The 1,323-nt window shown below is 40.4% G+C and carries 1 protein-coding gene; it reads left to right on the plus strand.

From position 1 onward, the window contains the following. Positions 1-33: 33 nt before the first annotated feature. Positions 34-1,323 (plus strand): DUF3369 domain-containing protein (locus B4K20_RS13990; protein ID WP_289283360.1); only part of this gene is annotated, 1,290 nt, incomplete at its 3' end.

The raw sequence follows: 1,323 nt of genomic DNA on the forward strand, positions 1-1,323 counted from the left end.
GTGTGGCTTGAATTGCACAAAGGATGATCCGAAATGAGTCGAGACAATTCTTTTTTCGAGTTTGATACAGAGACTGATTACTCCTCGACATCACCCAAGTCACGCTGGTTAATTCTGACGGTTGAAGATAATGATATTTTTCAGCAGTCTCTGGTGAGTGCTTTGTCGAGAATGATTATTCAAGGCAAAACACTGGAAATCCTCACCGCCTCCTCTGCGGAACAAGCTAAAGTCGTGCTTGAACAACGTCCCGATATTAACCTTGTCCTACTTGATGTTGTCATGGAAACTGACGATGCCGGTTTACGCCTGATTGATCATATTCGGTTTACCTTACAGAACCCCATCACTCGTATTATTTTATTAACAGGGCAGCCTGGTATGGCGCCCAACCGCTCAGTGATGGAGCAATATGATATTGATGACTACTGGTGTAAAACTGAACTGGGAGAAGAGCATTTATTTAATGTCATGAGTGGCAACCTCAAGACCTGGCAACGTATGAGTGAGCTAAAAAATGCACATCAGGGCCTGGAGAGAGTTGTGACTGCGTCACAAAAGATTTCATGTCAACATGATTTATCACCTTTCTCTCAAGCCGTGCTGGAACAGATTGATCAAATTATTGGTATTAGTGATGGTGGCATTATGAGTCTAAAGATGTCTGATCCACTTGACCTTAACAACGATTCTGCTGTTTTAGCGGCTACCGGCCAATATCAACCTTACATTGGCCAGCCCGTCATTTCCATTGAAAATGATTTGTTATTAAAACGAATACAACAACTGTTAGAGCAAAAGCAGCATATATTTGATGGTCATTCTTCTTTATTGTATTTTTCTTTCCAAGAGCCAAACCCTGTCTATTACGTTATTGTTGTGAAATCAACAGATGTGTTGACTGAGTCTAATATCCATCTTCTGAAAGTGTTTGCTGAAAACATTGCGAATGGCTTTTCAAATATTGCACTCACTGATTATCTTAATGAGTTAGCATTCAAACATTGGCAGACAGGTATCTATAACCGTAATTGGTTCTGCAAGCAGCTTGAGAATGAAGCTTATTGGAATGATAACGCTCAAATCGTGTTGATCTCGATCGATAGGTTGAGTGATATCACGGTGACATTCGGAGAAAAGTTTGTCATTCAGTTGCTTGAGACTGTCTATGCTGAGTTGTCAGACATAATTGGCATACAAGCCATAGCCATTATCAGTCGGGATGCTTTTGCCATTTTATTGGAAAAATCACAGCTATTGACGGCAGAAAAATTCGAACAAATTTTAGGCAAAAAAAATCGGCTATTTGCAAAACAGGGTTGG

Origin of the sequence: Methylophaga sp. UBA5088 (genome assembly GCF_002414625.1) — a bacterium.
GTDB lineage: Bacteria > Pseudomonadota > Gammaproteobacteria > Nitrosococcales > Methylophagaceae > Methylophaga > Methylophaga marina.